Annotated in this window: 23 protein-coding genes and 1 pseudogene; 12 read left to right on the top strand and 12 right to left on the bottom strand. The window is 70.2% G+C overall.

The window, feature by feature from the left end; all coding sequences use genetic code 11:
• The first annotated feature begins 153 nt into the window (after positions 1 to 153).
• Positions 154 to 858, top strand: a complete 705-nt coding sequence (locus OM076_RS00970; RefSeq protein WP_270037418.1) for a transposase — start codon at positions 154 to 156, stop codon at positions 856 to 858.
• Between the two features lie 132 nt (positions 859 to 990).
• On the opposite strand, the gene OM076_RS00965 is transcribed toward OM076_RS00970, so the two are convergent.
• Complete coding sequence (locus OM076_RS00965) at positions 991 to 1,449, bottom strand: hypothetical protein (protein ID WP_270037417.1); 459 nt, start codon at positions 1,447 to 1,449, stop codon at positions 991 to 993.
• A 164-nt stretch (positions 1,450 to 1,613) separates the two neighbouring features.
• Here OM076_RS00965 and OM076_RS00960 point away from each other — a divergent pair, with 164 nt between their 5' ends.
• Positions 1,614 to 1,814: a hypothetical protein gene (locus tag OM076_RS00960; RefSeq protein WP_270037416.1), complete on the top strand. Its 201-nt coding sequence runs from the start codon at positions 1,614 to 1,616 to the stop codon at positions 1,812 to 1,814.
• Here OM076_RS00960 and OM076_RS00955 read toward each other — a convergent pair.
• Positions 1,807 to 2,406, bottom strand: coding sequence for a hypothetical protein (locus OM076_RS00955; protein ID WP_270037415.1), 600 nt, complete (start codon positions 2,404 to 2,406; stop codon positions 1,807 to 1,809). The two genes, OM076_RS00960 and OM076_RS00955, sit on opposite strands and share 8 nt — an antisense overlap.
• 250 nt (positions 2,407 to 2,656) lie before the next feature.
• On the opposite strand from OM076_RS00955, the gene OM076_RS00950 reads away from it, so the two are divergent.
• Entirely contained in the window at positions 2,657 to 3,247 is a 591-nt protein-coding gene (locus OM076_RS00950) for a hypothetical protein (RefSeq protein WP_270037414.1), read from the top strand.
• 287 nt (positions 3,248 to 3,534) lie between these two features.
• Here OM076_RS00950 and OM076_RS00945 read toward each other — a convergent pair whose 3' ends face one another.
• Positions 3,535 to 4,557, bottom strand: coding sequence for a hypothetical protein (locus OM076_RS00945; RefSeq protein ID WP_270037413.1), 1,023 nt, complete (start codon positions 4,555 to 4,557; stop codon positions 3,535 to 3,537).
• 260 nt (positions 4,558 to 4,817) lie between these two features.
• On the opposite strand from OM076_RS00945, the gene OM076_RS00940 reads away from it, so the two are divergent.
• From OM076_RS00940 to OM076_RS00930, 4 genes and pseudogenes are all read left to right on the top strand, one after another.
• The gene (locus OM076_RS00940) at positions 4,818 to 5,381 is read left to right on the top strand and encodes an RNA polymerase sigma factor (RefSeq protein WP_270037412.1); all 564 of its coding nucleotides are present in this window, start codon (positions 4,818 to 4,820) and stop codon (positions 5,379 to 5,381) included.
• Entirely contained in the window at positions 5,378 to 6,154 is a 777-nt protein-coding gene (locus OM076_RS00935) for a hypothetical protein (RefSeq protein WP_270037410.1), read from the top strand. Before OM076_RS00940 ends, OM076_RS00935 begins: the two co-directional genes overlap by 4 nt.
• Positions 6,155 to 6,466: 312 nt before the next feature.
• Positions 6,467 to 6,661: pseudogene (locus OM076_RS47095) on the top strand (IS110 family transposase); the annotation flags it as partial.
• 140 nt (positions 6,662 to 6,801) lie between these two features.
• Positions 6,802 to 7,977, top strand: a complete 1,176-nt coding sequence (locus tag OM076_RS00930; protein ID WP_270037409.1) for a hypothetical protein — start codon at positions 6,802 to 6,804, stop codon at positions 7,975 to 7,977.
• Positions 7,978 to 8,183: 206 nt separating this feature from the next.
• On the opposite strand, the gene OM076_RS00925 is transcribed toward OM076_RS00930, so the two are convergent.
• From OM076_RS00925 to OM076_RS00915, 3 genes are all read right to left on the bottom strand, one after another.
• A complete protein-coding gene (locus OM076_RS00925; RefSeq protein ID WP_270037408.1) occupies positions 8,184 to 8,792 on the bottom strand; it encodes a hypothetical protein in 609 nt (202 codons plus the stop codon).
• A 161-nt stretch (positions 8,793 to 8,953) separates the two neighbouring features.
• On the bottom strand, positions 8,954 to 9,517 hold the full coding sequence (locus tag OM076_RS00920) for a hypothetical protein (RefSeq protein WP_270037406.1): 564 nt from the start codon (positions 9,515 to 9,517) through the stop codon (positions 8,954 to 8,956).
• Between the two features lie 315 nt (positions 9,518 to 9,832).
• Complete coding sequence (locus tag OM076_RS00915) at positions 9,833 to 10,069, bottom strand: hypothetical protein (RefSeq protein ID WP_270037405.1); 237 nt, start codon at positions 10,067 to 10,069, stop codon at positions 9,833 to 9,835.
• A 324-nt stretch (positions 10,070 to 10,393) separates the two neighbouring features.
• Between OM076_RS00915 and OM076_RS00910 the strand changes: the two genes are divergently transcribed.
• Positions 10,394 to 12,517 (top strand): calcium-binding protein, encoded by a 2,124-nt coding sequence (locus OM076_RS00910; RefSeq protein WP_270037404.1) that lies wholly within the window; start codon positions 10,394 to 10,396, stop codon positions 12,515 to 12,517.
• 492 nt (positions 12,518 to 13,009) lie between these two features.
• Here OM076_RS00910 and OM076_RS00905 read toward each other — a convergent pair whose 3' ends face one another.
• The 4 genes from OM076_RS00905 to OM076_RS00890 form a co-directional block, all read right to left on the bottom strand.
• Positions 13,010 to 13,420 (bottom strand): hypothetical protein, encoded by a 411-nt coding sequence (locus OM076_RS00905; protein ID WP_270037403.1) that lies wholly within the window; start codon positions 13,418 to 13,420, stop codon positions 13,010 to 13,012.
• Between the two features lie 451 nt (positions 13,421 to 13,871).
• The gene (locus OM076_RS00900) at positions 13,872 to 15,086 is read right to left on the bottom strand and encodes an SWIM zinc finger family protein (RefSeq protein WP_270037402.1); all 1,215 of its coding nucleotides are present in this window, start codon (positions 15,084 to 15,086) and stop codon (positions 13,872 to 13,874) included.
• A complete protein-coding gene (locus OM076_RS00895; protein WP_270037401.1) occupies positions 15,083 to 17,617 on the bottom strand; it encodes a DUF6493 family protein in 2,535 nt (844 codons plus the stop codon). The genes OM076_RS00900 and OM076_RS00895 overlap by 4 nt, the downstream gene beginning before the upstream one ends.
• On the bottom strand, positions 17,614 to 20,136 hold the full coding sequence (locus OM076_RS00890; RefSeq protein ID WP_270037400.1) for a DUF6493 family protein: 2,523 nt from the start codon (positions 20,134 to 20,136) through the stop codon (positions 17,614 to 17,616). Before OM076_RS00890 ends, OM076_RS00895 begins: the two co-directional genes overlap by 4 nt.
• 267 nt (positions 20,137 to 20,403) lie before the next feature.
• On the opposite strand from OM076_RS00890, the gene OM076_RS00885 reads away from it, so the two are divergent.
• Positions 20,404 to 20,736, top strand: a complete 333-nt coding sequence (locus OM076_RS00885) for a hypothetical protein (protein WP_270037399.1) — start codon at positions 20,404 to 20,406, stop codon at positions 20,734 to 20,736.
• Positions 20,737 to 21,180: 444 nt separating this feature from the next.
• Here OM076_RS00885 and OM076_RS00880 read toward each other — a convergent pair whose 3' ends face one another.
• Positions 21,181 to 22,149, bottom strand: coding sequence for an RNA polymerase subunit sigma-70 (locus tag OM076_RS00880; RefSeq protein WP_270037398.1), 969 nt, complete (start codon positions 22,147 to 22,149; stop codon positions 21,181 to 21,183).
• The gene (locus OM076_RS00875) at positions 22,125 to 23,030 is read right to left on the bottom strand and encodes an alpha/beta hydrolase (protein ID WP_270037397.1); all 906 of its coding nucleotides are present in this window, start codon (positions 23,028 to 23,030) and stop codon (positions 22,125 to 22,127) included. The genes OM076_RS00880 and OM076_RS00875 overlap by 25 nt, the downstream gene beginning before the upstream one ends.
• Before the next feature lie 269 nt (positions 23,031 to 23,299).
• On the opposite strand from OM076_RS00875, the gene OM076_RS46700 reads away from it, so the two are divergent.
• From OM076_RS46700 to OM076_RS00865, 3 genes are all read left to right on the top strand, one after another.
• Positions 23,300 to 23,482: a TetR family transcriptional regulator gene (locus OM076_RS46700; protein WP_372517980.1), complete on the top strand. Its 183-nt coding sequence runs from the start codon at positions 23,300 to 23,302 to the stop codon at positions 23,480 to 23,482.
• Positions 23,479 to 24,093 carry a dihydrofolate reductase family protein gene (locus tag OM076_RS00870; protein WP_270037396.1) on the top strand — a complete coding sequence of 205 codons (615 nt, stop codon included), beginning with the start codon at positions 23,479 to 23,481 and terminating at the stop codon, positions 24,091 to 24,093. The genes OM076_RS46700 and OM076_RS00870 overlap by 4 nt, the downstream gene beginning before the upstream one ends.
• Positions 24,094 to 24,460: 367 nt before the next feature.
• Positions 24,461 to 25,519 carry an IS110 family RNA-guided transposase gene (locus OM076_RS00865; RefSeq protein ID WP_272597471.1) on the top strand — a complete coding sequence of 353 codons (1,059 nt, stop codon included), beginning with the start codon at positions 24,461 to 24,463 and terminating at the stop codon, positions 25,517 to 25,519.
• Positions 25,520 to 25,572 lie beyond the last annotated feature (53 nt).

The following is a 25,572-nucleotide window of genomic DNA, read 5'->3' as shown; positions in this document are numbered from 1 at the left end:
GAGATGAGTTGCCGCCGGAGATCTCGACGCACGGAGGGCGCAGGCAGTGGTTCAAGGAGGCCAAGCGCTGGTTGGACGATCAGCGCGCCGCCGAGGGCGCGCCGATTCCGCGCGATCGGTCAGCACGGCTGCGTGAGGCCAAAGAGCGCATGGATGAGCAACTCTGGATCGAGGCGCGCGCCAACGACGCCTACGAACGCTTCCCGCGCCGGCGGCAAGGATCACCGCGGCTGGCGGCTCGGACCCGGGACGGTCCCCAAGCCCTACACACCACCCGAGGTCCCCGAGGGCGAAATCAACACCACCGACCTGGACTCGCGAATGGTCAAAGGCCAACACGGGTTCCTGCAGGGCTACAACGCCCAGGCCGCAGCCAACGAGCACCAGATCGTCATCGCCGCCGAGATCGAAGTCATCTCCCCCGACTTCGGCCACCTCGAACGGACCGTCGCGGCGGTCCGCCGAGAGCTCACAGCCGCGGGCATCACCGAACTCCCGAGCGTCGTTGTCGCAGACTCCGGCTACTGGCACACCAAGCAGATCCACCGGCTCACCGGCGACGGCATCCCGGTCCTGATCCGGCCCGAGTCCGGCCTGCGAACCACGCCCCGGCCGGGCTGGCGCGGCGGAATCTATGACTTCATGCGCAACGTCCTGGCGACCGAACACGGCAAGGCGCTCTACAAGCAGCGACAACACATCATCGAATCCGTATTCGGCAACACCAAACACAACCGCGGCATCACCCGCTTCCACCGCCGCGGAAGAACCGCCGTCCGCACCGAATGGCGCCTCTGCATGGCCACCCACAACCTGCTCAAGCTCCACAACCACCAACTCGCCAACACGGCGGCCTGACGGCCGCCGGCCCCACGGCCCGCCGCGGCCGACTTGCCACACCGCCGCGGCACCGCCGCAGTCATCGACGGACTTACGCGACAGCCCCCGACGAAGAGAAGACTTCCGGATGGAGGCGCTCCGGCCGCCTCTCTAGACATCCGTGTAGAAGACTCTCAGCCCGTTCGGTGCCGGCTGGTGGTCGCGCACTCGCTTGAAGCCCGGGAGTTCGAGCGCCTGGCGAAAGAAATCGTCGAGACTGAGCCCGGCCGACGAGAGGTCAGCCGCCTCGAGGCCCTTCAACGCCAGGAACGGTGCGAAGTAGAGGCCGCAACTCAAGACCGCCGAGTGGCTGTAGCGGCCCTCTTCGTCCACGAACCGAAACTCGCGCGTCATGTCGAGGACGAAGGTTCCGCCTCCGTACGGGCCGTGTTGGGCAAGCCACGTGTCAGCCGACGAATCGCGCGCGTCCAGGTCGTCCACGGGTTCATCCGCGAAGGCGCGTAGCGTCTGCCACGTCCGCTCGACGTCGGAATACGAGGGCCCTTCAGCACTCGCCCCAAACGTCGACAGGCGGGCCATCAGTTCAGCCTCGGCGTCCACGCTCCGCATACCCGCGAAGGCTACTTCGCGCGCGGCGCGACGACGCGCAGTCGAGCCAGTGCCAGGGGCCGCAGAGTCTTGCGTTCGACGAATCCTGCTCTTCGGTTCACCCGCCGGTGACTCGCACAGACGATTGGCCGCGGATCTCGATCGGGATCGGGTGATCGAGCAACGTGTTCCAGATCGTAAGCGTGTCGACGCACGCGGTTAGAGCCACGGCGCTCTATCGCGAGGCGATCGAACGGCTCGGCGGCACCAGCGTGCAGGCGGAGCTCGCGCGAGCGCACCTGCTGTACGGCGAGTGGCTGCGCCGCGGGCGCCGGCGTCGGAGCGCGAACCGTTCGGACAGCGCGCTACGACGCGGAACTACTTGAGCCGCCGGTCGTAGATGCCGTCCATCGCCCCGAAGCCACCGTGCCCATCGTTTGCGTGCTGTCGGCCCAGCAGACGGCCGCGTCTATCGAGCGCGACGATGTCGTTGGTCTTCACTCGGTCAAGGGCCCCATCCGGTAGGACGAACGCGATGAAGCCCTCAGCGCGGCCAGGTACCCGCTCAACCGGGACACGAAATGCGTCACGACTCTTTCCAAAGCGCACGAACGCGGCCTCCGGAATCGTCGACCCGAGGACGAACGTCTGGTCTTGCACCGACCTGAACGCAACCTCTACCGCCCACCCAGACCCGAAGCACGGCGCCCCAGTGCCCGGACCGATGAAAAGGATGCACGGCGCACCGCGCTGGGTCCCGATGGCAAATCGGATGCCGCTGCCCGCCATTGACTGCGGCGACCAGCGCTGCGCGCCGGAATCGACCCACCCGAACTCCTCAGCGACCTTCTGAGGGTCATCGCTCGACCTGTCGGTGGCCGACGGCCCGCGCGTCATCGACACCGACAGTAGCCCAGCGGCGACGAGGACTCCGATGCCGGTTACGAATCCAGCGACCACAACCACGGCGCGCTTCATGGGGCGCAACTTACGCGATGTCGAGTGACTCGTCGAGGCGCTGCAAGGCAGGACGCGTTCGGCTTGGATGGTGCGGTACTACGGATCGATCGAGCAACGGGCACCAAAGTGCTGCTTGTCGACGGTTTCGCGCTTTCGACGGTGCCGGCTCGACACCAGCCGCTGGCCACGCAGCTCACCGCGCGCCTACTCGCCTTCTTGGCCGAATGAACTAGTTCACCTTCCCCGCGCATGCGCGACACTGCGTGCCATGAAAGGCGCCGTGCTGGGATTGGTTGCGATGGTCGTGATGGTCGTGGTTGCGTTGGTCGCATCGAACCGGCTCACATTCTGGTTCGACGTCGAGGTCCACAAGAGCGACCGGGCGCAGATGGCCGAGGCGTTTAACGTCGAGGAGGATTCGATCTCGCCGTGGTCCAGCCTCGTGCTCGAGCATCACGGGCTGGACGTCGCGTGGTCTCGGGACTCGCAGGGCCGGCCCAGACTGCTCCTCGTTGGCCCGGGCTATGACTCCGATGAGGCGTTCACCTCCGAATGGGCCGTGGAGGCGAGCTGGTATCGGACGGCGAACGGGATGGCGGTCGCGGGCGTCACGATCCCGGACGCGGCCTCGGTGTCCTTCGGCGACCGGCGCGGCGATGTACGGGTCTCGACCGAGCCCATGCCGGGAGACCCGACCAAGCGCGTGTTCGCCTGGCATTTCGACGCGGCCGAAGCGGACGCGATCATGCTCAAGCCCACCAGCATCGTGGCGCGGGACGCGCAAGATCGCCTCCTCGGTCGTCAACACCCCGGCGGTCACGGCAGGTCCAACGGCCTCTACGACCGGCGATTGCGCTAACTCATCCGCGCGCGTCGGGCCTCAACGACGACGCCAACTTGAACGGACAGGCGCGTCACACATGCGGGTGTGCAGTCGTTTGGACGAATCGCGAGTGGCCTTTTAGCCGAACTGGCGACAATCCGCGGTTCGGCGCGCCGCCCCTTCAGACGACAAAGCGAGAGTCTCGAGTTTCGACGAAGGGATCCATCTCGACTTCTGCACAGCGCTGCGACGTGTCGAAGTCGACGGCTCCGAGTGCAACGAGGTCTAGCCGAGATCGAGGAGCGCCTTGATCTCCTTTGCGCTCATCGCCACCAGCGTCGCCGCCGCCTGGGTCGGTCGGGGGATCCGTCGACGAAGAGGACGGCGTCTGGACCGTAGAAATCCGGGTTGTTTCGGTCGATCCTGAGCGCCAGGCAATACCGATCGAGCATCTGGACGTCGAAGCGTTTGGCTTTGAGCCGTTCCTGGTAGCGCTCGGGCTCCTCGAAGGCCTGCTCGGACCCACGGAGATGCCAGAACCAGCCCGAGTCGTCCTTGCCGACCTGGATCGAGCGCCACTCCTTGCCTCCCGGCAGGGTGAGCCAGAACGCCACCCCGGGATAGGGATCCTCGGAGCTGCAGCTCGTGCGCAGCACCCGGGTGTCCAGCCGCCGGGAGAAAGAGTCCACCCACGAGTGGTCGGCGGTCCGAGAAAAGACCGCCGTCCACCGGTCCCCGGCGCTCACCATCAGATAGGGCCTCCGCCACGGGGTCTCAGCAGACCACTCCAGCAACGGCCCCAGCTCGATCAGCGGCGCCGAGTGTCGCGTGGCGGGCTCGGACGCGTCTTGCCTGGCAGGCCGCTGTTCGTGGTCGGCCACGACCCGCTCCAGCGGGGCCTCCACGTACCAGACGATCGTGCATTCGAGCAGGTTGTCCCCCGGCGCGATGTCCGGCGCCGCATCGTCCTCCTCGCGGGTCATCTCGGCGCGCACCTCGGCCGGCAGAGCCGCAGCGGCCGAGTCGCGCCCCTCGGAGTCCGGCAACGTTTCCACCAGGCTCCGGAGCGTCTCGATCAACGTCGACGGTGGGCCGATCCACAGGCACACGCCGGCCGCGTCGGAGATTCTCAGGTCATCGCCTGAGCGCAAGGCGCCTTCACACCACCCCACGCTCTCCGTCCCCCGAGCGACCAGCCCCCAGAGCGCGTCGCACGCGGCAGCATCCTTGCCCCGAGCCAGCGCCCGCTCATACCGTGCGGCGTACTCCTCGGCCGACTTGCGATAGCCCGCCAACCGAGGCGGCTGATCGTCGGAAGCGTGGACGTCCTGCGGGCGGCGCAACACCGGCGGCACACTAGCGGTCCCAGTCTGTGCTTTCGGTAGAGCCGGCGTTGCACTCCGCACTCGCGGACTTTCCCGGCGACCTGGGACCGTCGAGCGAGGTGCGCGACCGGCTCGACGGCCTTATGCGACGGGCTGCGCGGTCGCTTTCGTAGAGGTCGTGGGCCTCGAGGAACGGCCCGGGTCGCCGACCTCGCCGTACGCATCCAGCCTCATCTGGCGCGGCGACGTAATGTCCGCGGCCGAGGCGGCAGAAATGAGATGTGACCAGTTCAGATCGCAAGGCCGGCCGCTCCGAGGGACGTGCGCTCGCCTATGAGCGGTATGCCCCGGCGATCCGGGCCTACGCGGCCCGACGCGTGGAGGTCGATGCCGTCGACGACATCGTCGCCGAGACGTTCGCCATCGCATGGCGCCGACTCCCGGCGCAGGGTGACCCGCTGCCGTGGCTGTACGGCGTCGCGCGGCGCGTCGTGCACGGGCACCGGCGCAGCCACGCACGCCGCGACGCGCTGATCCAGCGGTTGATGAGTCGCGGCGGCGACCGGTATTCGGCGGATCCCGCCGAGTTCGTCGTCGGCGATCCGGCGTTGGGCCGCGGCTTCGCGGAGCTCAGCGAGCGCGAGCGCGAAGCGATCCGCCTCATCGCCTGGGAAGGGCTCAGCAACACCGAGGCCGCCAAGGTCGCGGGCTGTTCGGCCGCGACCTTCGCCGTCCGGCTGTCACGCGCGAAGGCTCGGCTCGCCGCCGCGCTCGATCCCCCGCCGCCGCCCCCCGCAGAGCCCCGCCCAATCCCCTCGACCCTGAACGTGGAGACCCAAGCATGACCTCAGACGACTGCATCCTCGAGCGCGTCCGCGTCGCCGATCCGGCCGGCGCGCACCCCGCTGCGTCGCCGCCGTCCTTCGAGCGCGTCGCCGCCGTCCGCCGGCGCCGGGCGACCCGCAACGTCGCGCGCGTCGGCAGCGGCGGCACGCTGCTGGCGGTCGCCGCCGCCCTCTCGCTCGCGCTCCCCGGAGCGAACGGCCGCGACGTGATCGCCCAGGCCGCCGCCGCGCTCAGCGGTCCCGGCGTCCTGCATACGGTCACGGTCACCCTCGGCCCGGACGGCCGTCCGTCCAGCCGTGCCGAGACCTGGCACGCGCCCAACGGCGACCAGCGCACGCTGGTGCGGTCCGCCGGCGGCACATTGATCGGCGAAGTAACCCTGGACGGCGACATCTCGTCCTCCTGGAACGCCAACGACAACGTCCTCTACCGGAGCCTGAACACCGCATCGGACGACGATCCGCTCGAGCTCCTCAGCAAGGCCGGCGCCGGTGAGCCCGGCGTCTCCCAGCGCGACGACACCACGATCCGTGGCATCCCCGTTCACGTCATCGCGTTGTCCGCCACGACAGCCGGCGAGGATCCCGTCCCGGAGCGGGTCTACTACATCGACAAGCGGACCTCGCTTCCCGTTCGCTTCGAATTCGGCACGACCGTCACCGACGTACTGCAGGCCGAGACCCTCCCTCCCGACCAAGCCAGCGATGACCTCACGATGTCCTCGCACCCAGGCGCCACCGTCCGTGACTTCACGAGGGGGGACGAGCGGTAAGCCGATGAGCCCGCGCGGGTTCAGCGTCGATGTGCTGCCCGAAGGTCGCCCCAACGAACCCTACGGCGTGGGCCGCCGTACTTCGGGCTGGTCAACGAGCTTGACACAAGGTTTGGCCGGCAGCACGGCGCTCGCGACGACCGACTCGCGCACCAGGGCCACCGGCGACCTGAGAGGTGCCATCGGACGTAAAGTGCTGCTCTTCGACGTTTCCGAAACTCTGGCTGGCGACCCAAGCGCGCTGTCGCGTTGCATGAGGCGGCGTCGTCGCTGAACGGGATGCACCGCGCGTTGGTGTGGGGACGCGCGCTAGGACGCGAGCGGGTGTGGGCCATTGAGGATTGCCGACATGTTTCGGGCCGGATGGAACGGTTCTTGGTCGCGCGTGGGGAGATGGTGGTTCGGGTCGCGCCGAAGTTGATGGCAGGCGCGCGGCGCTCGGCCCTTGAGCGCGGCAAATCAGACGTCATCGACGCCACCGGGGTCGCGCGCGCCGCGATCCGAGAAGGCGTGGAGCGCCTGCCGGCGTACACCGGAACCCGAGGGCTACCTCTCGCGAGGGCTTGCCCGCCGAATACAGCCCCGCCAAGGAGCGCCGCCCAGCGGGATTCCGACTGCGGGGGTTCGCATGCGGGCACTCTGCAGCCATGCTCTCGCACAACCGCCTCCGTCTGATCGCCACGAACTGCGTGCTGGGGCTCACCGTTTCACTCGCCCTTGCATCCGGCGCCTCCGCCAGGATCTGGACCAGCTACGGCTCGCAGGCAGTCCTCCGGGGTGAGACGCCGATGCCGCTGCGTTGCGACAGCTCGCCGCTCGTCATCCGCGACGCCTACTACGTCCCAGAGGGAGACCAGGGGCCCGGCTTCTACTTCAAATACCACTACATCATCATCCAGGGCGAGGCGACCCCGGCGGACGTCGGCAAGATCGTGCGTATGGACTCGGCCCGCACTCGCGCGATCGGCGTCGCGACCGTCGAGCCGGACGGCTCATTCCGCGCCAGCATCATCGCGAGCAAGAACGAACGCCTCGGCGAGCTGACCGCGCGCCTCGGCAGCGTCACCTCTGCGAAGGTCTCGGTGAAGCGCCGCATCATCCTCAAGACCGCGCAGAACGTCCGCGGCTACATCACACTCAAGGGCAACCAGGGTGGGTACTTTGCGCGCAAGGGCTTCAAGGCTACGGTTCAGCGTCGCAGCGCCTGCAACGGCAAGTGGCGGAGCGTCGCGAGCGCCAAGTTCGACAGCCGCGGCCGCTTCACCAAGCGAATCTCCAGCCCGGACGGAGCTCCCGTCGAGTACCGCGTGAAGGCCGTGTTGTACGGCACTCGCGACGCGTACAACGCGCGTTCGAAGAAGACCCGCACTGTCTACTCGGCCAGAGTTCCGGTCGTTCGCACAGAGGTCACGCGCGCTGGGTACGTCGCCGCGGCCGAGAAGATCTGCAGGCAGATCGACGCCGACGGCGAGCTCTCTCGTCGTTCGGAGGCCCTCGAAGGCGACAGCGGGCTGTTCGATGTACCCGAGACGGTGTCGTTCTTCCAGCTCGCTTCCGAGCGCGGGCTCGCGACCGTCGCGAAGCTCCGCACGTTGCCGCGCCCGACGGGCGACGAGGCTCAGCTCGACGCGTTCTGGAACCGCGGCGACACGGTCCTGACGAAGGTGCACGGCCTCGCCGACGCCTACTACGCGGGAGACTGGGCCGCGGTCAAGTCCGGCTACAAGGAGCTAGAGGACATCGGCAGCTCGAAGCCCCGTTACTGGCCGGCCAGCGACTTCAACGCCTGCGACTACGAAGATCCGGACGCGCTCGACTTCTAACCGGCATCCGCCGGCGCCCTAGGGTGCCGCAGTGGACACCGCCCGCCAGCCCTACGCCGCCTAGAGCTCGTCGGGCACGAGCACCTCGGCGCACTCGGACTCAAACGGCTCGGGGAGCACCAGGGGCGCGAAGCAGATCCCGCGCGGCTCCCTGGTGTCCGGGTCGGTCCAGCCGCGTTCACTTCGGCCAGACGGTGAGGATCGCGTCAAGCTCCTGACGCATGAAGTCGGTCTGCCAGAACCCCGGGTTGATGCCGGGGACCCAGATGCGGCGACGCTTCGGCAGCGACTCGTCGACGGGAACCGCGGGGGTGTTCCCAGGGCCAGAACTCGCGCCGGCGAGGCAGGTTCTTCCCCTTCAGCCAGCGGCTGACGGTCGCACGGTTCTCGGCGACCGCGGCCCGGCGGAGCTCCTCTGGCGTCATCCAGTCGCGGAGCGGCTTGGGGCTTCGAGCTGCGGCGCGATGCTGTAGCCGAGCTCGCCGAGCTCGATCGCGCTCCACGACTTCCTCGTGGACCTTGTTGTCGAGAACCGCCAGCCACGTGTCCTGGTTGTGCCGCAGCTCGTCGAGCTGGCGGACGAGCTCGTCGCGCTGAGCGCTGATCTTTACCGCCTCGAACGTCAGATCGTGACCTTCCAGCGCGATCTTGCGCAAGTCCTCGACCTGAGCAATCAGCGTCCCGACGGCCTGATGCAAGCTGTGGTTATGCAGCAACAGGAAGTCGAGCTTCGTGTCCTGGTCAGCCTGGGACGCAGGGATCTCGGACAGTACGCCGCGCTGGCTGACGCACCGGCGGACGCATCCGTAGAGCATGAGCTCGCGTCACGAGCGTCTGGGAGTCGTCCACGGCGGCGCGCAGCCGATGCAGCGTCTCGACGTACTTGGCGACGTCGGGACGTTTGCGTGCGCCGTCGTCCGTGGTGGGGAACTGCCATATCTGCTCGATGGCGCGTCCGGGAAACAGCTCGAAAGACCTACTGGTCTTGAGGTCCTTGTAGCGGCCGCGACCTGACCGATCGTCCGCAGGTTCTCGTGGTCGGCGATTGCGTGCGCGTAGAGCCTCGGCTCGACGATGTTCTGCATCTTGCCGGCGACACGCTCGTTCCAGATGACGCCGGCGCGCTCGGCGAGCTGGAACGCGAATGTCGATACTCGTTCGGCGAGTAGCCGAAGCAGCGGGCGAGCACTGTCTTGATGTGCTCCTCCGACGGCAGCTCGGTTCCTTGCTGCGTTGCCGCTTCCGTGTAGCGCTCGATGTAGTCCTCGACGATCTCGCCGGGGAGCTCGTCGAATGCGCGCGTGACCATCGCCGGGATGCCGCGCGTTGACTGGTGCATCGTCTTAGGCGTCGGGAAGCAGCCGGAGAAGTAATGCGAGAGGTATACGGCCGTCAGTCCGTTCGAGGACTTCACGTTGGCCGGGAGCAGCGCACCGCTCTTCTTGCGCTTGACCTCGTCCTCGCCGTCGGTGACAGACACGTCGTCGGGTACTTCGCGCCTGTCTTGTACTCGTGGAGCTTGTCGACCATGACCAGCCACGTCTCGATCATCACGCCGAGTTCGTCCGGGATCGGTTTCCGGCGCGCGAACGTCGGGTCGAGCCTCTTACCGGGGAAGATCCTGAGCGCGTAGCCGGTGCGTTGATCCGGGCGCGGCCCGCGATAGTTGTGGTCGAGGTCACAGCGGCGCAGGTTGGCCATCGCCTGACGGCCACCCACGGCGAGGCGTCCCAGCCTAACGCAACGCCTGGCGCACGTGGGACCAACTCAAAGTCTCTCTTTTCGACGAACTCGCAACGCCGGCGGGCCTTGCATAGACGCGCAAGGACACGGGGGGTGGCGGGAGCCGTCGGGGCTATGACGTCGGCGCGTGTAGGGGCCCGAGCCCGAGGAAGCGCGCCAGGCTGGCATGGGGAGCGGTGGCAAGGTCGAGCGCCCGCCCTGCCGCTCGCGAGTGCTCGGGGAACTCGTCGACGAGCATGGCGATGTAGAGCAGTGCGCGGGGGCCACCCAGGTCGCCCAGATCACGCGCGTTCGCGGTGGAGCGCAACGCGCGGATGTGGGGCTCGAAGTCGCACGCGGGCCGGTGCACATTGCGGACGCCGGGCGGGCACTGGCCTGAGCCGGAATGTGTGCACGGCGCCGGCTTCGACCCGGGTGCGATCCCCGGGTCGCAGGCGGAGCCATGAGCGGTTGATCAGCAGCTCGAGCTCGCCTTCGCGCACTTCGTAGGTCTCGGTCATGGGGGGCTTTGCAGACGGCGAGATCCGCCGCGCGGAGCGCGTCGAGATCCCCGGCCTCCGCCGCTTCGAGGACGAACACGCGACCCCAACGTGCGGGCTGTCCCTGCAAGTTCAGGGACGGGTCCGGGGATTCCCCCCTTTCGCCGGCGCGCGCCCGGCGGCAGGATGCCGCGATGCGCCGACTCCTGCTCCCCCTGCTGCTGGCGATGGCCGCGTTCCCCACCGCGGCCCACGCCTCCGTCCTGTCCGCCGTCTCCGGCGACACGCTGACCATCACCGGCGACGCCGCGCCCGATCATCTGACCTTGCGGCTGTCCGCGCCCGAGGTGCTCGCGGTCGACGACGGCGCGAGCGTCCGCTCCTTCGACCGCTCGACCTTCTCGAAGATCGCGATCAAGTCCGGCGCGGGGGCGGACGAGATCCGGGTCGAGGCGCTGCTGCGCGAGACGACGACGATCGACGCCGGCCCGGGCGCCGACGTCGTGGTCGGCGGTCCCGGCGCGGAGGTCATCTCCGGCGGCGTCGACGCCGACCTAGTCCTGGCCGGCCCCGGCGACGACAGCGTCTTCCTCGGCGCGGGCGACGACACCGCCATCCACGCCGGGGGCGACGGCGCCGACAAGATCGACGGCCAGAGCGGCAACGACACGCTGCAGGAAAACGGCTCGGGCGAGTCCGAGGAATTCACCGTGCAGGCCGTCGGCGCACTGGCGCGGGTATCGCGCGACACGGCGTTCGCGCCCGCCGACACCATCGCCGTCGAGCTGCTCGCGCTCGACGCCGGCGGCGAGCAGGACCTCGTTGACGTGGGCAACCTCACCGGCACCTCGCTCGCGCGCGTCGACGCCGACCTCGGGCTCGCCGACGACGCGCCCGACAGTGTCTTCCTCGCGGGCACCGACAGCGGCGACAAGCTGCAGGCCTCCGCGAGCGGGGACACCGTCGCGGTGAGCGGCGAGCTGCGCGTCGACAATGCCGGCGCAAACGACCGGCTGACCATCTTCGGCTTCGGCGGCAGCGACACGCTGACCGCGATCGGCGCCGTCGGCGGACAGCTCGGGCTCACGCTGGACGGCGGCGACGGCAACGACGCGATCACCGGCGCGGCGGCGGGCGAGGTACTGCGCGGCGGCGCGGGCGCCGACACCGTGCGCGGCAACGGCGGCGACGACACGATCGAGCTCGGCGACGGTGCGGACACCGCGGTGTGGCGGCCGCTGGACGGCGACGACACGATCAGCGGCGACGCGGGCGAGGACCGCCTGCTCGCGCAGGGCTCAAGCGCCGACGAGACGATCGACGTATCCGCCGGCGCGGTGAGCAGCGGCGCCGGCCGCGCCGCGCTCAGCGGCGTCGAGACGGTCGCTCCCAGCCCGGCCAGCGGCACCGACATCGTGTCTGTGCAGGACCTCGCCGGCTCCGCGATCAAGAGCGTCGACGTGGACCTCGGCCGGCCGGACCAGCGCCTCGACACGCTCACGGTCGCCGGCACGCCGGGCGACGACTCGATCAAGGTCGCGGCGAGCGGCACCGACGCGCACACCGTGACCGGGCTCGCGGCCACAGTGATCATGCGCTCCACCGACCCAGGCCAGAAGCTCGCGATCGGCGGGGACGAGGGCAACGACACGATTGACGCGTCCGCCATGACCAAGGACAAGACGCAGCCGTTCCTGTTCGGCGCGGGCGGCAAGGATCTGATCGTCGGCTCGCCCGGCCAGGACGTGATCACCGGCGGCACGGGCGTCGACGTCGCGCTCCTGGGCGGCGGCCTGGACACGTTCAACTGGGCGGCCGGCGACGGCAGCGACATCGTCGAGGGCGGCGCGGGCACCGACTTCCTCCGCATGGACGGCAGCAGCGCCAACGAGCGCTTCACCGCGTCCCCGGTCGGCGGCCGCACGACGGTCAACGTGGACGTCGGCAACGTGCGTGCCGACCTCGGCGGCGTCGAGCGCCTGGACATCCTGCCGGGCGGCGGCGCGGACACCATGCGCGTCGACGACCTCAGCGGGACGGACACCGACCACGTCGACTTCGACCTGGCGATCGGCCGAGCCACAACCGCGAGCGACAAGGCGGCCGACAGCCTGACGGTGAACGGCACGTTCGGCAACGACGCGATCAGCGTCGCCGCCAGCGGCCCGGAGGTGCGCGAGACCGGGCTCGCAGCGATCGTCACCACGCGCTTCAGCGACCCCACCCTGGACTCGCTCTTTATCGACACCAAGGCCGGCAACGACCTCGTGTCGGTGGGCACGACGGTGCACCAATTGTTGAAGTTCAGCTCCGTCTGACACGCTCATCGCGATGCGCGACGAGGTCGCCCGGATCTCGCTCTGGCTCGACCTCGCCGCCGTCGGCTTCGGCGCCATCTCGCTCCGAACCACCTCCTAAAGCCGCGAAGACCACCGGATTCACTATCGCCGGCGGTGTCGCTGGCGCTGCGGTTTGCGGCTCGCTGCTTGGCGGGGCAATATCTGCGGCGACGTCAGGGGGTGTACGCGCGGTCCTAGAAGCAGCGGAGGATCGGAAAGCATCATCGGATCGTCAGGCCGCGGTCGGCGCGTCCCGATCACGCGATTAGTGCTCTCGGCACGCAGGTCCCCGCGGTAGCGCCCCTCCACGGCGCGCGCTACCCGCAGCGGAACGAGAAGCGAAAGAGTCGTTTATCGACGGTTTCGAGAATCATGCTGCCGCTGTCGCTGATTTGGCCATGCGCAGGCGGTCGTACGCGTGCCGGTGTCCGATTCGGCGACTGCCCTGTGGCGCAGACAAGCGGTTCCGGGCTATTCGTGTCCCTCCGGAATCCCTTGGCCACCGAGGCGCTGGTGTTTCGCGACCGTGCGAGCGATGGCATCGGCCTCCTCCCAGGCCTTGAGCGGAACGGAGTTGTCCGGCGCGTCCGCGCAGGCTCGATTGGTCGCATCGACCGCACGCTCAACCGCGCCCGCGAGCGCGTCTGCCTCCTCGGATTCGACCCCGTCGAGCACGATCTCCTGACCTTGGACGATCTCATTGAGGACGAGATGACCGACGCTCGGATGCCCGGTCAACTCTGCGGTCAGTCGCGCGCTCAAGTCACGCGACCAGCGGCCACTCGGGCCGCCTGACAAGGGGATGCGCAGACGCACCCCGACGCGACCTTGGGGCAAGGGCTCGCCCTTGGCCGGCCCAGCAATGGTGTGCTCCTCAGCCATGACTCCCATCCCGAACGGCAACGGAATCCCGCGTCCTACTGGACGCGGATGGTACGCACAAGCCGAGGGTTGGAAAGGAGACGACGCGTGTAGTCGACGTGACGTCGCTTCATGGTCTTGGTGGTTCAGTTTGATCTCCATAGAAGGCCGCAGTTCCAGTGCGCAGAGCGCAGCAGCAAACGTCTCCTTGCGTGCGAGCCGTCTCGTTCAAGCGGAGCCTCAGTGGCGGCGGGCGACCGCCGTCCGGGCCTGCAGTCGTCTACAGCAAGCGTGGATCCCGGGGGTGTTCGGCTGCTACTTCGTGTGGAAACGACGACGACCGGATGCGGCTGCCGTCGCTGAACGTCGCCGGTTTCAACGAGAAGCAAGAGTCTCGAGTTTCGACGGTTCTGCCATTCTCGTGGTCGTCGCGGGAGGCATCCACGCCGGGCCCGGCGGCCCGTGTTGCGCTTCAGGCGGTACGCGCGAGCTCGACCGCGAGCACGTGTTTGCATGGACCGCGCTCACCGCGGTAGCGCGACCACCACTCGCAGGTGCAGGTGGGTGGGGTGACGCGGTGGGCGCCGACGAACGCGTGGTCGCCCTCCCAGCGCACCTGCGGGACGAGCTTGCGCGCGGCGAGCAGTCGCGGGTGTAGCGCCTCGACCTGCGTGAGGTCGTAGGGAAGGTCGCGGTGGAAGTGGGTGCCGGCTTCGAGGTCAAAACCTGCGCGGCCGCGCGCGGCGAGGACGTCGAGCACGGCTGGGTCCCCGATCAGGCGCGGCTGCCAGGCGAGGTCCAGCTCGGCATCGTCGGCGGCGGGCTGGAGCGCCTCGGTGGCCAGTGGCGCCAGCGTCTGGCCCTCGCCGCTGAAGCCGCGTGACTTGGCTGGGCTGAGCACGAGCGTGAACGTCCCCGCGTCGCCGAGCGTGAGCGTGAACGCGCTGATGCCGGTCGAGCCGCCCCAGACGCGCAGTGCCGTGCCGAAGCGGGCGAGCGGCACGAGCAGCTTCAGCCGCTCGGGGTCGCGCACCGCGACGGCGCCTGGGCCGCCCGCCGCCGACCAGCGCCCGGCGGGCGTCAGGTAGACCTCGCGCGTGCGCGGGATGCTCGCCCGCAGGAACCGTTGCGCGAGCGCGCCCGGCAGCTCGAAGCCGGCCTGCAGAGCGCGCGCCGCGACGCCGACCTCTCCGAAGCCCTTCACCCAGCGCGTCGGCAGCGCGACCTTTCGCTCGATCGCCACCCCGCCCGGCGAAGCGAGCTGCAGGCCGTCGTCGCCGACGTCGAGGTGCAGCCACCCGGACGAGCCGCCGACGCGCGCGAGTACCGCTCGCGTGGCCTCGTTGATGTCGACGTTGGTCACGCCAACGCGCAGCACCTCGCCGTCGGCGCCGCTCAGCCGCGCGTCGTGGCGCGCGTAGACGCCGGCGCAGGAGCTCAGGGCCTCGAACCGGAGCTGGTCCGCGTGGCAGGTCACGACCGGGTCGGTCATCACTTTGCCGTGCTCGAAGAATTGCGCACGGGCCGTCCGCGCGACGGCGAGGACCGCGCTCGCGTGAATCGCCGGCTGGTTCAGCTCACCGCGAAAGAGCTGCGGGTGCGCGGCGACCCCGCCGCTCGTGGCGAGGTTCAGCGCGTCGGTGGTCGCGGTCGACGGGGCGGTGTAGACGTAGGCGTGCTCGATCATGTTCTCTCCATCCAGCGACGTGCGCGGCGCACGCGGGCAGCGAGCGCGAGTTGCCGTTCGTGCTTGGGCGGGTCGCCTGCGCGCTTGGCGAGCGCTTTCGCCGCCTTGTGCTTGAGCGTGCCCAGGTGCTCCCGCGAGGCCCGCGGCCCAGTGGCGGTCTGCGCGCAGAGCTCGTCGAACAGCACGAGCAGCGGCCCCGAGCGAGCGGGGGCCGCTTCGATCGTCAGGTCGAGCAGGTCGCGGACGACCGCGCGCTGGAGCGGACCGGCCTCGGCGATCGCCTGAAGACGCGGAGCGAGCCGGTTGGGCTTGATCGCCGGCAGGTCCGCACGGCCGTGGGCGAGCGTGGTCGCGTCGACGCGACCGTCCTCGATGGCGGCAATCAGGACGTCGGCGGCCAACAGGTGTTCGTCCGCAACGGACGAGCCGAGGGCGAGCAGCAGGCAGCGCGCCGTCATTGGCGCGATCGGCTCCGTCGGCAGCAGCAGGGGCGGGAACAGCTCGTGCGCGCCCGAGAGCATCGTGTACTCGGTGTCGAGGTTCCAGCCGAGCCGGTTGATCACCCCGGCGGCGCCGAGGTCCCGCCGGCCGGGATAGACGAATTGATCCGGCGTCTGGTGCCAGCGTTCTCGCTCGGACGGCTCCGTCACGGCCAGCAGATCCGCGAGCGGGCCGTCGCCCGTCGGGCCGTCGTGCGTCAGGACGAACCGGTCGATCGGCCGCACGCCGTCGAGGTCGAGCGTGAGCTCCACCGTGACCGGCGCAACCCCCGCGACGGCGCGGGCGGCGGCAGCGGCGGGCCCGGCGTCCTCGATCGGCTCGCCGCCCAGCGCGCAGCGCAGCAGCGCACCCGGCCGGCCCTCGACGTCTGCCGCGGCGTCCAGCGCAGGGGCGCGACCGTCAGGGGCGATCCGTAAGAGCGCCGTCGCGAGTTCCTCCTCGTCGGCGTCCGCGGCCTCGCGCAGCCGGGTCACCAGCACGGCCGGCTCGATCCAGCCGCCCACGTGCGTCGGCAGCGCGAGCAGCCGTCCCGCCTCCCCCCGCGCGGCGCGCCGGCTCGCCGCGAACAGGCGCCGGTGCCACGTCTCGGGACGATCACTGAGGTCCGCCACCGTGCCCGTCAGCCAGGCGCCGGCAACGTGGATCGGCCATTCGCAGTGCTGGTGCTCCACGAACCAGGGCAGGCGCTCGACGAGCGCGGCGAGCGGGCCCTCGAACGGTGCGCGTGACCCGCACTCGCGCAGGATCAGGTCCACGAGGCGCTCGTCGCGCGTCCACTTGGTGCCGAGGGATTCCGCGAGCTCGTCCAGCGTCGCCGCGTCGAGCGGCTCGCCGAGCACGGGCTCGCCCGGCACGGGCGCGAGGGGCACCGCGCCGCCGAAGTTCAACGCCTCCTGGATCGGCTGCGGGATGTCGTCGAGGTCGACCTCGACGGTCTCGAGCGTCGTCGGCAGCGCGAGCCCGAGCAACGCCTCGGCGCGGGGCCGGACGGTCGCCGCCATCACGTCCAGCTGGAGCAGGAGCGCGTCGCGCCCCGCCGCGTCGAGCGTCCAGCGCTCCAGCCGGTCCAGGACCTCGCCTTGGATCGCTGCGTCAGGGTGGCCCAGCGCGATCGCGGCCTGGGCGGGCGCCTCGTCGAGCAGCTTCAGCGCCGTGCGGACGGTCTTCTTCGTGGAGGCGGCCAGCGCGGGGGTCAGATCGGCCGCGGGCACCGCGACGCCGGACCGGGCGAGCTCCTCGACGGCGAACCCCACGATCGGCTCGACCGCCGCGCCGAGCAGCACGCGCAGCCGGTCCACGCGGGCGATGCGCTCGGCGCGGGTCGGCGCGAGGTCCTTCCACAGCTTCGTGTGCCAGGTCGCCCGGTAGGCGATCATGTCGTTGGCGAGCCCGTCGAGCAGCGCGTCGAGCACGCGCTCGCGCGGCATCCGGCCGTCCGCCGCGCACTCCGCGATCACCGCGTTGAAGCCGGCGCCCTTCGTCCACTCGTTGCTGACGTCGGCGGCACGCAGCGACTCCTGGCCCGTGTCCGCCGTCAGCAGCGCCCAGAACTCGTGCTCGAGCAGCGCAGGGTCGCGCTGCACGGCGCGGCGGGCGCCGATGTCTCTCCCGTGCGTGACCAGCGCGTTCAGATAGAGCGGCGCCGGTGGGCGTTCGATCGCTCCGGCCTGCACGAGCGCCCGCACCAACGTCCACGGCGGGTTGGTCTCGTCGGCGCCGAGCAGCCAAGCCACGTAGTCCGCCAACCAGGCCGGACGCCGGTCGAGCAGCACCGCCGCGCCTAGCTCAGGATCGATCTGCACCGCCCACCAGCGGCCGAGCCGGCGGATCTCGGTGAACGTCGCGGTTCCGGCGAGCGCGACCTGCAGCAGCGCGATCTCGCCCCAGCGGACGTGCGCGTCCGAGCTCGAGTCGGTCGTGATTGCACGCACCGACCGCAGCAGCCCCGGGGCGTGCTTGCGTCGTTCGGGCTCCGGAAGGCCGTGCAGTCCGGTGATCAGCTCGGAGAGGTTCGTGGGAAGCGCCGTCATGCGTCGCTCCAGCGTCGTGCCCGGCGCACGCGGGCGGCGAACGCGAGCTGCGCCTCCTGCTCCGCCGGTTCGCCGCCGCGCTTCACGAGCGCCTTCGCCGCCTTGTGCCCGAGCGTGGCCAGATGGTCCCGCGAGGTCCGCGGCCCGGTACCGGTCTGCGCGCACAGCTCGTCGAAGAGCACGAGCAGCGGGCCGAACCGGGCCGGCACCAGGTGGATGGACGCGTCGAGAAGCTCCCGCACGACCACGCGCCGAAGTGGGCCGGACTCAGCGATCCGAGTGAGGCTCACCGCGAGCCGGTTCGGCTTGAGCAACCCGACGTCGTCGGGCGGCAGCGCGTCGACGCGACCGTCGTCGATCGCGGCGATCAGCAGGTCCACGGCGAGCAGGTGATCGACGGGCTCCCGCGAGCCCAGCGCGAGCACCGCGACCCGCAGCGACAGCGGCGCGATCGGCTCCCACGGGGGAAGCAGCCGCCGCAGCAGCGCCCCGGTGCCGAAGGGCGCGGCCTCGTCTTGGAGGCCCCGGCCGATGTTCGCGAGCACCGCAGCCGCGGGGAGCTCACGGCGCGCCGGGAAGGTGTCAGGATCGGCGTAGTCGGACCGGTCTCTGCTGCTCACCGCGGTGAGGAGGTCGCCGAGTGGGCCACCGCCGAACGGCGCGAGCGGCTCGGCCAGGCGCACCTGCAGCCTGGAGTCAGGGCGCGGCATCTCCGCGCGATGCGCGACGTCGATCAGGAACGGCGTGAGCCCGGCGGCAGCCCGCGCGGCGGTCGCGGCCATCCCCTCATCCTCGACGGGCTCGCCCCCGAGCGCGCAGCGCAGCACCGTGCCGACATCGCCGGGCACGCCGACAGCGATGGCGAGCGCCTCCGCACGTCCGTCCGGGGCGAGCCGGAGCAGCGCTTGCGTGAACTCGACCTCGTCCACTCCCGACCCCGACGCGACGACGCGCTCGACCAGCACGCGTGGGTCGATCCACGCGCCGACGTGCGTAGGCAGTCCCAGCAGCGGTCCGGCTTCGCCACGTGCCGCCCGCGCGCCCACCGCGGCGATCCGGCGCGCCCGGGCCGAGTGGTCGGGGCGAAGCACGGGCGCCCGCCCGGTCAGCCAGCTGGCGGCGGCACCGGACGTCGAGATCATCGCGCCGCTCGTGGCCACCTCGCGGAGCTTCTCCACCAGGGGGGCGAGCGGGCCCTCGAACGGTTCCCGCGTGCCGCAGAAGCGCAGGATTGCGTCCAGCTTGCGCTCCTCTTGCGGGAACGCGTCGTGATACGTGCGCAAGGCCTCGGCGAGCTCCTCTACGGTCGCAATCGGTGCGATCGGCTCACCCAGCACCGGCTCGCCCGCGATCGGCGCCGGCGGCAGCGGTCCGCCGAAGTTCAGCGCCGCCTGGATCGCGGGCGGGATGTCGCCGACGTCGACGCAGACTTTCGGTGCCGCGGCCTTGAGCTCCAGGCCGAGCAGCGCCTCGGCGCGCGGGCGCTGGGTCGCGGCCAGCAGGTCCAGGTGCTGGAGCAGCGCCTCGCGGGCACGGTCGTCGAGCGTCGTGCGCTCGAGCCGATCGAGCACCGCGCCCTGGATGGCGGCGTCCGGGTGCCCGAGGGCGATCGTCGCATTGAGGGACTCGTCGTCCAGCAGCTTGAGCGCTCCGCGGACGGTCTTCTTCGAGCTCGCCGCCAGCGCGGGGGCGAGGTCGTCCGCCGCCACCGGAACCTGCGCGTGCGTGATCTGCTCGACCGCGAACGCGACGATCGGGTCGGCCGCCGCGCCGAGCAATACGCGCAGCCGGTCCGCGCGGGCCGCGAGCTCCACCCGGGTCGGCGCGAGTGCCTTCCAGAGCTTCGTGTGCCAGGGCGCACGGTAGGCGATCATGTCGTTCGCGAGCCCGTCCAAGAGCGCGTCGAGCACGCGCTCACGGGGCATCCGGCCGTCGGCCGCGCATTCCGCGATCACCGTGTTGAAGCCGGCGCCCTTCGTCCACTCGTTGCTGACGTCGGCGGCGCGCAGCGACTCCGGACCTGTGTCCGCGACGAGCAGGTCCCACAGCTCGCGATCGAGCAGCGCCGGGTCGTCGGCGACGAGCCGGGCCGCCCGGCCGCCGCTGCCCTCGGCACGGCCCTCGGCGATCAGCGCGCTCAGGTACGGTGGCCCCGGGCGCTCGATCGCGCCCGCGCGGACGAGCCCGCGCACGAGCGGCCACGGGGACTCGAAGCGATCGGCGGTGAGCCGCCACTCCGCGTACTCCTGCAGCCAGTCGGGGCGCCGGTCCAGAAGCACGGCCAGGCCGTACTCGGCGTTGACCATCGAAGCCGACCAGCCGCCGAGACGCCGGATCTCCTTCAGCGTCGCCGTGCCAAGCAGCGCGACGTGCACCACGGACTCCCGGTAGTAGTCGCCCGAGAGGCCGCGCGCGTGCCGCAGTAGCTCGGGCGCGAGCGCGCGCCGCTTGCCCTCGGGCAGGCCGCGCAACGCCCGCGCGATCCGGGCCGGATCGCCTTCGCTGATCCCGTCGAGCACCGGTGAAGCGTTCCACAACGAGTGGACGGGGGTCGCACGCGTGGGTCGGTGGAGTCCTGGCGCATAGCCGCCCCTGGCCTTCGCGTTCCGCCGGTCGAGGCCGGGACGGCCGCGGCTGGGCTCGTGCGGTTGGTGGTGTGATCGTCTCGGTCACACGGTCGGGATCGCTGCTGTGGACGAAATGGTGCCCATCGACGAATTCGAACCTTCTGCCCTGCCTCCGGCGCGATCGGTGTCCGGTGTCGCGGCGGCGGCTACCGTGACCTGATGGTCACCAGCTCGGAAGAGGACGACGTCTTTGCGCGCGACGTACTTCGCGCCGCCGCGGAGCAGATTGAGCGATTTCCGCCGGCAGGCGCGACCAACTGTGATGCTCGCTTGGACGGACTCGACCTCGTAATCGGGTGCACCGCCGAGCGCTTTCCCGGCGGGCGGGTTGCCTATCGCGTGGAAGCGGTGCCTCGCGATGCGTCCGATCGCGCCTCGCGAATCGGCTGGGCGGGCACAGTCGTCGCCAATTGGAAGGAAGCCCTGGAGGCCGCCGACGCCCTTTCGCCCGGTCCACCTGACTCGGACGGCACACGCTGGCTGCCCGATTGACCGGCGCTCCGGAACGTCCGAGAGTCCCTCTTCTCGACGGTTTCGATACCTCGCGACGCTACCGCCGGCGCGTGGCGTCGTCGCTGCTTGAGGCGAAAAGAAGCAGTCGCCCGTCAGACTGCCGCTGAAATGGTCGAGCAACTCGCATCCTCGTAAGAACGGGAGCGCACCGACTTGAAGGCGCGAGGCATTGACGCGACGTTGGAGCGCAGTCCCGATGACGGGCGGGAAAGCGCCTCGGCGTGGCTAGCGGTGACCCGAGGCGAGACGGCGGGCCAGATCACCGTGTGCGAAAGCGGCGAATGCGAGCTGTGGGCTCCGGTGCGCGAGGAGGAGATAGCTGGCACAGATCCGCAGGCGGAGCATCGGAAGCTAGGGCCCGTGCATCGCCGCTTCGCGGACTGGTATGGGGCTGGCCGCGTTCCTCGAGCCGGCTGAGCAGGTCTAGTCCCCGTTGGTCAGCCCCGGGTGCGGCGGCGCGCTGGCGGGCAGCCCGAACCGAGGGAAGAGCGCGGTGTCGGTGAACACGGTCATCGCGGTGATGCCGTCGCGGGCGATCGTGAGGACCACGATCGCGTAGGGCGTGCCGTGCCAGTACGCGGCGGCGGCGGGCTGCCCGTTAGCCGTCGTCGGGATCAGGCGCCAGGCGCCGGGCTGGTGCAGAGAACGCCCGATGAACTCTAGGCAGGTCCGTTTGCCGCTAAACCATGTCTTCGACTTCGTCCCCTCGAGCGTGGCGTCGTCACGCAGGACGCGTTCCAGTGAGTGGATGTCGGCTTGCTCGAAGGCCGTGATGTAGCCGTCGAGGAGCGCGCGGACCTCGGGCTCGGTCGGCTCGACGACGTCGCGCTCGTCGAGCGGCGCCTCGGAGAGCTTGGCGCGGGCGCGTTGCAGGATGCTGCGGGTGGCGGGTACGGTCGTGCCGAGCGCGTCCGCGATCTCTTCGGTCTTCCAGTCGAGCGCGTCGCGCAGGATGAGCACCGCGCGCTGGCGCGGCGGCAGCTGTTGCAGGCTGGCGATCATCGCCAGTCGCAGGCTGGCGTTGGCGGTCGCCACGTCGGCGGGGTCGGGCAACGGCTGCACCCACAGCACGTCGCGATCCTCGGGAAGGGGCTGGGACGGGTCGTCCCCGGGTGCGCCGAGGCCGTTCGGCAGCGCCCGGCGCGGACGTCCCTCCAGCGCGGAGAGGCACGCGTTCGTGGCGATGCGGTGGAGCCACACCCGCACGGAGGACCGACCCTGAAAGCCCGCCCAGCCGCGCCACGCGCGCATATACGTCTCCTGCACGAGATCCTCGGCGTCCGCGCCCGAGCCGAGCATCCGGTAGCAGTGCTGGAGCAGCTCGGCGCGGTAGGCCTCGGTGGCCGCGACGAAGGGCACTTCGCGCATCAGCCGATCAGCGGCGAGACCCATGCCCCGAGCCTCGCGATCGCGGCGTCCGCCGGGTCGCCGTGGCCCGCGTCGAATTGGAAGGTGTGCTGCTGGCCGTCGACGACGTCCAGCCGCACGGCGACGCCGGCCTGCTCGGCGCGCGCGACGAGCCGCCGGGCGTCGTCGAGCAGCATCTCGGCGCCGCCGACCTGGACGTACATCGGCGGCATCCCGACGAGGTCGGCGAACGCTGGGCTCGCCAGCGGATCCCGCGCGTCGCCGTCGGGCCCGAGGAACAGCGCGGCCAGGCCGTGCAGGTCCGCGGGCGACGGGTCGCCGAACAGCAGATCGGTCGGCCGGTTGGTCTCGATCGAGGGGTAGTCGAAGGTCATGTCGGTCCACGGCGACAGCAGCAGCAGCGCCGCGGGATCGGGAAGCCCGCGCTGACGCGCGCGCAGCACGGTGGTAAGGGCCAGGCCGCCGCCCGCGCTGTCGCCGCTGAAGGCGACGTCGCGCGCGGCGACGCCCTGCTCGAGCAGCCAACCGTAGACGTCAGTGCACTGGTCGACCTGCACGGGGTGCTGGTGCATCGGCGTGTGGTGGTACTCGACGATCAGCGCTCGCGCGCCCGCCGCCTTGGCGAGGTGCCCGAAGAGCTTGCGGTGCGTCCACACGGAGCCGCCGATGAAGCCGCCGCCGTGCATGCAGACGATCACGCCGCCGCCCACGTCGTGCGGGACAGCCCACAGGGCGGGCACGCCGCCGGCGTTGATCTCGGCGTAGTCGACCGCGCCCGGCTCGGCGGTCACGTCCCCCCAGCGGGCGTTCAGTGCGGCGAACTCCTCCGGCGACAGGCCGGCTTCGGCGGCGGACGCGTTGGTGGCCCGCCAATGATCATCAAGAGTCGAAACGAGTGTGCTCATATCCCTACAGACCGCCGCCGTGCCCGAGATGCATCGCTCACTCGTCAACTGAGACCCACGACAGTGTGAAACCCGCCGGGCACGCGGCTGCGACTGGCGACCCACACGGTTCCGAAAGGAGCTGCTCCCCCTCGCGGGCCGGCCGGTGCTCTAGCACGTCGTGGAGGAGTTCGTCGCGGCGGGCGTAGCCGACATAGTCCTCCTCGCCGGCCAAGCCGACGCTGACCCAGCACCTGCCTGCCGTCGCCGACGCGTTCGACGTCGCGTTGATGTCGTGCTCCAGCCGCATCCTCGACGCCGCACCGCAGCTCTTCTGCGAGCGCGGCGTGCACGCGGTGAGCGTGAACGAGATCGCGGCATGCGCCCCGATGTCGGATCGAGGCCATCCCCTTCGTCGTAAGGGTGAGCCGCTCACGAGGAGCGGCACAACCGCACCAGGAGCGACGACATGAAGCTGACGACCATGACGCAGGTCACCATCGACGGAGTTATGCAGGGAAACGGCGGCCACGACGACCCCCGGAACGAATTCGAGCGCGGCGGCTGGGCGCGGGGCACGGGCGACGAGAGCACTACGAAGTTCATCAACGACACCTACGCGCGCGCCGACGCGTTCCTGTTCGGCCGGCGGACGTACGAGATCTTCGCCGGCTCGTGGGGGTCCCTGACAATCGACGAGGTCCCCGGCTGGGTGCCCACCTGGCGGGCCCTGGACAGCCGGCCCAAGTACGTGGCCTCTACCACCCTGGTCGACCCGGCGTGGGCGGGCACCACCGTCCTGCCTGATGACCTCGCGGGCGCCATCGCGGACCTGAAGGCCACGCCGGGCGGCGAGCTGCAGGTGCACGGCAGCGGCGTCCTGATCCGGTGGCTGCTGGACAACGACCTGGTCGACGAGATGACGCTGGTCGTCATCCCGGTGATCCTCGGCCAGGGCACGAGGCTGCTCCCCGAGACCGGCCCCGACCACGCGCTCGAGCTGGTCGACTCGCACGTCGACGCGAAGGGCGTGACGATCCAGGTCTTCCGACCGGTGGGGCGCCCGCAATACGCAACGAGCTGAGCCCTGATCACCGACGCTGCAACCACAGGAGGCGATGTTCAGATCGGGGTCCTTAGCTAGCTAGACAAGGACTCCGACGTGTCAGCGGCTCTTGCTCGCCTACTCGCCCTGTTGACTAACGCTGTCGCTTCGAGGCTTGCTGTTTGGATCTGGTTCGTCGGTGACGTCCGATGCGAGGTGAAGGCTCCGCGACCGGCGGCGAGCTGACTCTCTTTGAGGCTGTCGGCCGTCGGGCCTGACCACCTTTTGCTGTGTCGCTCGTCGCCGGTCGGGAGGTCCGGCGTGACTTGATAGGAGCGTGGCAGCGCCCTCAGCAAGCCGTGTCCGCCGGGCGTCCACTCAATCCGAGGTGGAGGTGGACGAGGTCATGATCGTGCTCGGTGCGGACACCCACAAGCGCTCGCACACGATCGCCGCGGTCTCGGCGGCGACCGGCGAGCTGCTGGGCGAGCAGACCGTGCAGGTCGGCGCCAAGGGATTTGCCGCGCTTGTGGTTTGGGCGCGCGAGCTCGGCAGCGAACGGGTGTGGGCGCTGGAGGACTGTCGGCACGTGTCGGGCTCCTTCGAGCGGTTTCTGATCGCACGCGGCGAGCGCGTCCTGCGCGTGACGACGACGCTGATGGCCGACACGCGGCGTCGCGCCCGCGCGCGCGGCAAGTCCGACAGCATCGACGCGCTCGCGGTCGCGCGGGCGGCGCTGCGCGAGGGCCTGGACGCCCTGCCGGCCGCGCACCTGCAGGGCCCTGAGCTCGATCTGCGGCTGCTCGTGGACCATCGCGAACGCCTCGTTCGTCAGCGCGTTGCGCTCAACAACACGATGCAGTGGCATCTGCACGACCTCTGGCCCGAGCTACGACTGCCCGGCAGCTCGCTGTTCTACGGCACCTGGGGCCCACGCATCGCCCGGCGGCTCGCGCGCACCGAGCAGACGATGCGCGTCCGCATCGCCCGCGACGAACTACGCCGCATCCGCGAGCTCTCGCAGACGATCAAGGCGCTCGAGGCCGAGATCGCGGGCCTGGTCGCCGAGATCGCGCCACAGCTCCTGTCCGAGCCAGGCCTTGGGCCGCTGACCGCGGCCAAGCTGGTCGGCGAGATCGCCGGCGCGGCCAGGTTCACCAGCGACGCCAAGCTCGCGCGCGCCGCCGGCGTCGCTCCGATTCCGGTCAGCTCCGGCAACACCAACCGCCACCGCCTGGACCGCGGCGGCAACCGCCAGATCAACGCCACCATCCACCGCATCGCCGTCACCCGCCTGCGCTGCCACCCCGAGACCCAGGACTACATCGCCCGCAAACGCGCCGAAGGCAAGAGCACCAAAGAAGCCCTCCGCTGCCTCAAACGCCACCTCACCCGCCGCCTCTGGCACTTGCTCCAGACCGACGCCACCACCCAGAATCAGACGATCACACCATCAATCTCTTGACATAGGAGCAGCAAAGGGAGCAGCGACGCGCGCGCCGACAAGTGTCGCTTGTC

It is taken from the genome of Solirubrobacter ginsenosidimutans (genome assembly GCF_027587205.1).
Note: the sequence above shows the minus strand (reverse complement) of the source record. Positions and strands in the feature narration are given on the sequence as shown.

Coding starts and splice junctions, on each gene's coding strand:
- OM076_RS00970 (WP_270037418.1), top strand. CDS start 154: ATGAGCAACTCTGGATCGAGGCGCGCGCCAACGACGCCTACGAACGCT.
- OM076_RS00965 (WP_270037417.1), bottom strand. CDS start 1,449: ATGCGGAGCGTGGACGCCGAGGCTGAACTGATGGCCCGCCTGTCGACG.
- OM076_RS00955 (WP_270037415.1), bottom strand. CDS start 2,406: ATGAAGCGCGCCGTGGTTGTGGTCGCTGGATTCGTAACCGGCATCGGA.
- OM076_RS00950 (WP_270037414.1), top strand. CDS start 2,657: ATGAAAGGCGCCGTGCTGGGATTGGTTGCGATGGTCGTGATGGTCGTG.
- OM076_RS00935 (WP_270037410.1), top strand. CDS start 5,378: ATGACCTCAGACGACTGCATCCTCGAGCGCGTCCGCGTCGCCGATCCG.
- OM076_RS00930 (WP_270037409.1), top strand. CDS start 6,802: ATGCTCTCGCACAACCGCCTCCGTCTGATCGCCACGAACTGCGTGCTG.
- OM076_RS00925 (WP_270037408.1), bottom strand. CDS start 8,792: ATGCTCTACGGATGCGTCCGCCGGTGCGTCAGCCAGCGCGGCGTACTG.
- OM076_RS00910 (WP_270037404.1), top strand. CDS start 10,394: ATGCGCCGACTCCTGCTCCCCCTGCTGCTGGCGATGGCCGCGTTCCCC.
- OM076_RS00905 (WP_270037403.1), bottom strand. CDS start 13,420: ATGGCTGAGGAGCACACCATTGCTGGGCCGGCCAAGGGCGAGCCCTTG.
- OM076_RS00900 (WP_270037402.1), bottom strand. CDS start 15,086: ATGATCGAGCACGCCTACGTCTACACCGCCCCGTCGACCGCGACCACC.
- OM076_RS00895 (WP_270037401.1), bottom strand. CDS start 17,617: ATGACGGCGCTTCCCACGAACCTCTCCGAGCTGATCACCGGACTGCAC.
- OM076_RS00885 (WP_270037399.1), top strand. CDS start 20,404: ATGGTCACCAGCTCGGAAGAGGACGACGTCTTTGCGCGCGACGTACTT.
- OM076_RS00880 (WP_270037398.1), bottom strand. CDS start 22,149: ATGGGTCTCGCCGCTGATCGGCTGATGCGCGAAGTGCCCTTCGTCGCG.
- OM076_RS00875 (WP_270037397.1), bottom strand. CDS start 23,030: ATGAGCACACTCGTTTCGACTCTTGATGATCATTGGCGGGCCACCAAC.
- OM076_RS46700 (WP_372517980.1), top strand. CDS start 23,300: ATGTCGTGCTCCAGCCGCATCCTCGACGCCGCACCGCAGCTCTTCTGC.
- OM076_RS00870 (WP_270037396.1), top strand. CDS start 23,479: ATGAAGCTGACGACCATGACGCAGGTCACCATCGACGGAGTTATGCAG.
- OM076_RS00865 (WP_272597471.1), top strand. CDS start 24,461: ATGATCGTGCTCGGTGCGGACACCCACAAGCGCTCGCACACGATCGCC.